The organism is Longimicrobium sp. (genome assembly GCF_036554565.1).
Taxonomy (GTDB): Bacteria; Gemmatimonadota; Gemmatimonadetes; order Longimicrobiales; family Longimicrobiaceae; genus Longimicrobium.
On the sequence record NZ_DATBNB010000564.1, the window covers coordinates 1 to 5,041 of the forward strand.

The window sequence follows — 5,041 nt, forward strand, 5'->3', positions numbered from 1 at the left end:
AACCACGATGAGCGTCATCCGGCGTTCGTCCGCCATCAACTACCGAGTGCGAAAGTGCTAAGTGCGAGAGTGCGAAAGTATGAACCAGAAGTTCCGAGGGCGGGGAGTGCCGTTACTTTCGCACTCTCGCACTCTCGCACCTTCGCACTATCTCGTTCTGTCCGGCCCGAGCAGCTTCTCCATGATCCCATCGAAATCGTCCGCGCTCAGGAACGGGATCTCGATCCGCCCCGCGGTGCCGCTGTGGTGGATGCGGACGCGCGTGCCGAACTCACGCTGCAGCTCCGCCTCCAGACGGCGGACCTCGGCGTCGCCCTGGACGGCGGCGGCGGGGGGATCGGCAGCCTTGCCCTTGCTGGCGGGGCGGCGGGTGCGGACGCGGTCTTCCACGGCCCGCACCGTCATCCCCGTGTCGGCGGCCTGGCGGGCGAGGTCGGCCATCTCGCGCTCGTCCTCCAGCCCCAGCAGCGCCCGCGCGTGGCCCATGGACAGCGCGCCCTCGTTCACCAGTCGCTGCACCGACGCGGGCAGGGCGAGCAGGCGCAGCAGGTTGGCTACCGTGGACCGTTCGCGCCCCACGCTCTCGGCCACCTCGGCCTGCGTGAAGCTGAACTCGTCCATCAGCCGCCGATAGGCCGCGGCCTCTTCCAGCGGCGACAGGTCGGCGCGCTGCACGTTCTCGACGATGGCCACCACCAGCATGGCGCGGTCGTCCAGCTCGCGGACCACCACCGGCACCTCGGTCCACCCCAGCCGGCGGACGGCCCGCCAGCGGCGCTCGCCCGCCACCAGCTCCCACTCTGCACCGTCCGGCGCATCCGCGCTCGCGCGACGGACCACCAGCGGCTGCAGCAGCCCGTTCTGCCGGATGGACTCTTCCAGCTCCGACAGCTGCTCGGGGGTGAACTCCCGGCGCGGCTGAAACGGGTTGGGCGTAATGTGCGAGGTGGGAACCGAACTGGGCTGCTCGACCGCCTCGGCCTGCGGCTCGTCGGTGTACTCGCCCATCAGGGCGCTCAGGCCGCGGCCCAGCCGGGCCTTCTTTGCCATCGCCATGGCTCAGTCCCCCGCCGCCGCTGCCGGCGCCTCGGCCGACGCGCCCTTGCGCCCCTTGCGGGCGATGACTTCCTTCGCGAGAGCCAGGTAGCTCTTGGCTCCCACGGAGATCACGTCGTAGAGCACGATGGGCTTCCCGAAGCTGGGCGCCTCGGCGATGCGCACGTTCCGCGGGATGGTGGTGCGATACACCTTGGGCCCGAAGTACTCCTTGGCCTCGTCGGCCACCTGGCGCGACAGGTTCAGGCGGCTGTCGAACATGGTCAGCAGCACGCCCTCGATCTGCAGCCCCGGGTTCAGGCTCTTCTGAACGATGGTCACCGTGTTCAGCAGCTGCGACAGCCCCTCGAGCGCGTAGAACTCGCACTGAATGGGGATGAGCACCGAGTCAGACGCGGCCAGGATGTTCAGCGTCAGCAGGCCCAGGGACGGCGGGCAGTCGATCAGAACGTAGTCGTACCGGTCGCGCAGCGTGGCGATGGCGTTGCGAAGGATGTTCTCGCGGCCGGTGCGGTTGACCAGCTCCACCTCGGCACCCACCAGGTCGCGCGTAGCGGGGAGCACGTCCAGGTACGGAAAGTGGACGTTGCCGATGATCGCCTCGTCGGCCTTCATCCCCTCGATGAGCACGTCGTAGATGGACCGCTGCACCTCTTCCTTGTCGATGCCCAAGCCGCTGGTGGCGTTGCCCTGCGGGTCCATGTCGATGACGAGCGTCTTTTTCTCGGCCACGGCCAGGCAGGCGCCCAGGTTGATGGCCGTAGTGGTCTTGCCGACGCCGCCCTTCTGGTTCGCGATGGCGATGATGCGCGACACGCTCGTCCTCACGATGAGGTGGGTTGGATGCTGCTCGCCAATATACGCGCGCGCGCGCGTGGAAAGAAGTAGATGAGCCGGGCGGGAGCACAATCGCCACGCAGCCGCCATCTCGCACTGCTTCAGAGATGTTCCACGTGGAACACAGGCGAGGGTTTCGCGCGAGAATCGTTTTTATCGCGTTTCAGCCTCCCGGCCGACGCACCACCCTCGTAAGTTCCCGTTCGTGAGCTATAAACGATTCTGAGAAGCCGGATTTGTTCGGCAGGTATTCGGAAATAGTTTCAGTTTCGTTGAGGGCGCCCGTCGCTGCGACGCGTGAGCCGCACGAATCTGGCGCCGTCACCCCCGCTTGCGAACCTCCATCACCAGGTTCTGCAGGTCGCTCGGACTGACGCCCGGGATCCGCCCCGCCTGCGCGAGCGTGGCGGGGCGGATCCTGTCCAGCTTCTGCCGCGCTTCGAACGAGAGTGAGTGCAGCTCCGGGTACGCCAGCGCCGCGGGCAGGGCAAAGTCCGCCTGCCGGCGCAGGGAATCGGCTCGGTTGCGCTCCTTTACCAGGTAGCCCTCGTAGCGAAGCTCCATCTCGGCCGTGGTCAGCGCGTCCGCAAACTCGTGGGCCTCCGCCTCCGGCGCGCCGCCAACCGCATCCACCAGTGCCGCCGCGGGAACGTTCGGCCGCTTGATCAGCAGCGAAAGACGCGTAGGCTCGCGGAGCGGGGGAGATCCCGCGTCTTCCAGAATCGGGTTCACCTGCGCCGGCGCTGCGTTCGTAGACCTCAGCCATCCATCCATCTGCTCCGCCAGCTGCAGCCGGCGATCCAGCGAAGCCATCTGCGCATCCGTCAGCAGCCCGCGTTTGGCAGCCATCGGCGCGAGACGCTGAAGAGCGTTGTCCTGCCGAAGCGTGAGCCGGAACTCGGCCCGAGAGGTGAACAGGCGATACGGCTCGTCCGTGCCCTTGGTCACCAGGTCGTCCACGAGAACGCCGACGAATGCCTGGTCCCGCTCCAGGATCAGCGGGTCGCGGTCCAGAGCCGCGAATGCAGCGTTCGCTCCCGCGAGCAATCCCTGCCCGGCCGCTTCTTCATATCCGGTGGTCCCGTTCACCTGGCCCGCCAGGAACAGCCCGTCCAGCGCCTTGCACTCCAGCGTCGAACGCAGCTGGTGGGGAGGATAGTAATCGTACTCGATGGCGTACCCCACCTTGGTCATCCGCACGTTCTGCATCCCGGGAATGCTGCGCAGCATCCGCAGTTGCACCTCGCCGGGAAGGGAAGTGGAGAGGCCGTTGACGTACAGCTCGTGGGTGTCCAACCCCTCGGGCTCCAGAAAGACCTGATGACGCGCGGCGTCGGGGAACTTCACGATCTTGTCCTCGATGGACGGGCAGTAGCGTGGCCCCCGGCCCGCGATCTCGCCGCCGTACAGGGCCGACTCGTGAAGGCTGCCACGGATGATCTCCTGCAGCGGCTCACCGGTCCAGGTGATCCAGCAGGGAAGCTGCGGCAGCAGGGGAGCGCGCTCCCAGACCGAAAGACGGTACTCGGGGGTCTCGCCCGGCTGCAGCTCCAGCGCATCCAGGTCCACGGATCGGCCGTCGACGCGGGGCGGCGTGCCCGTCTTGAAGCGCGCCACCTCCATCCCCAGCGCCTCCATCTGCTCGGCCAAGGAGACGGAAGGCGGATCACCGGCGCGCCCCGCAGGCACCGAGGGCGACTTGCCAACGTGGATACGGCCGCGCAGAAAGGTGCCCGCGGTCAGGACGACCGAGGGTGCGCGGAACTCGTAACCCGCCTCGGTGCGGACTCCAGCGACGCGCTGCCCATCCATCAGCAACGACCCGACCATCCCCTGGAAGAAGTGCAGGCCGGGGCTCCGCTCCAGCAGTGCACGCGCGGCGCGGGGGTACAAACCGCGATCGCACTGCGCACGGGGCGCCCACACGGCGGGGCCCTTGGAACGGTTGAGCATGCGGAACTGGATGCGCGAGCGGTCGGTCGCCATCCCCATGATGCCCCCCAGCGCATCTACCTCGCGCACGACGGTGCCCTTGGCCACACCCCCGATGGCGGGGTTGCAGCTCATCTGGCCGATACCTTCCAGGTTGGGCGTGACCAGCAGCGTGCGCGCGCCGACGCGGGCGGCCGCTCCCGCGGCCTCCACTCCGGCGTGCCCCCCGCCGATGACGATCACGTCGTAGCGCGTTTCCATTCTCTACCCGTGCGTGTGATGATGCGGCGCTGTCCTGTACATCGTGAGCAGGGCTGTGTTCCACGTGGAACATTGCTGCGGACCAACCCTTGGCATACGTGTTGCACCCCGAGGCGACCCCAACACGGGAACCAGCAACGGGGAGGATGAGGATGCAAGACGAACGGAATACCGGGACGGGGGGCAGTGGCTCCGGCCTCGGTTCGACGGGCGGAAGCACGGGTGGGCTGGGCGCGACGGGCAGCACCTCCAGCGGTGGCTCGACCGGCGGTGGCTCGACCAGCGGTGGATCGACGAGCGGCGGATCGACCGGCGGTGCCGGCAGCAGCGGTGGCTCCTCGACTGGGGCGAGCAGCAGCGGCGGAAGCACCGGTGGCGGCGCGAGCAGCGGCGGCGGATCGTCCACTGGCTCTGCGAGCAGCAGCGGCGGATCGGGCCTGGGCGGCGGCGCCGCGACCCTGAGTGGATCGGCCGGCTCCAGCGGAACCGGTGGATCGACGGGCGGCACCAACCGCGTGAGCGGCGTGGAGCAGCTGCAGGAGCGCGCCGACCAGATGCTGGAGCAGGCGGCCGAGCAGCTGGAGAACGTGGCCGAGAAGCTCGACAGCGTCGCCGGGCTGATCCCCAAGAAGGGCGTGGGCGAGCGTGCCAACCAGTACGGCCACACCGCGGCCGACACGCTGGAAAGCATCGCGCGCTACCTGCGGGACAACGACACCACCTCGCTGCAACGCGAGCTGGGCGGCATCGTCGCCACCCGCCCCCTGAGCACGCTGCTGCTGGCGGTTGGCGCCGGCTTCGTGGCTGGCAAGGTCCTGCGCTAACCGGAGGGGAACAATGGCGGACCTTCACACCACACCCACCGGCCGGTCTGACGGCATGGGCACGGGATCGGGAGATGCCCCGCTCGGCGACCTGATCAAGCAGCTGGCGCAGGACAGCGCCATGCTGGTCC

General features: G+C 68.3%; 4 protein-coding genes. 1 reads left to right on the forward strand and 3 read right to left on the reverse strand.

Going from position 1 to position 5,041, the window contains the following annotated elements; all coding sequences use genetic code 11:
- Positions 1 to 147 precede the first annotated feature (147 nt).
- From VIB55_RS15495 to mnmG, 3 genes are all read right to left on the reverse strand, one after another.
- Positions 148 to 1,056, reverse strand: coding sequence for a ParB/RepB/Spo0J family partition protein (locus VIB55_RS15495; RefSeq protein WP_331877565.1), 909 nt, complete (start codon positions 1,054 to 1,056; stop codon positions 148 to 150).
- Between the two features lie 3 nt (positions 1,057 to 1,059).
- Complete coding sequence (locus VIB55_RS15500; RefSeq protein ID WP_349263039.1) at positions 1,060 to 1,872, reverse strand: AAA family ATPase; 813 nt, start codon at positions 1,870 to 1,872, stop codon at positions 1,060 to 1,062.
- Between the two features lie 342 nt (positions 1,873 to 2,214).
- On the reverse strand, positions 2,215 to 4,086 hold the full coding sequence (gene mnmG, locus VIB55_RS15505; protein ID WP_331877567.1) for a tRNA uridine-5-carboxymethylaminomethyl(34) synthesis enzyme MnmG: 1,872 nt from the start codon (positions 4,084 to 4,086) through the stop codon (positions 2,215 to 2,217).
- Between the two features lie 152 nt (positions 4,087 to 4,238).
- Between mnmG and VIB55_RS15510 the strand changes: the two genes are divergently transcribed.
- Positions 4,239 to 4,910 carry a hypothetical protein gene (locus tag VIB55_RS15510; RefSeq protein WP_331877568.1) on the forward strand — a complete coding sequence of 224 codons (672 nt, stop codon included), beginning with the start codon at positions 4,239 to 4,241 and terminating at the stop codon, positions 4,908 to 4,910.
- Positions 4,911 to 5,041: the final 131 nt, after the last annotated feature.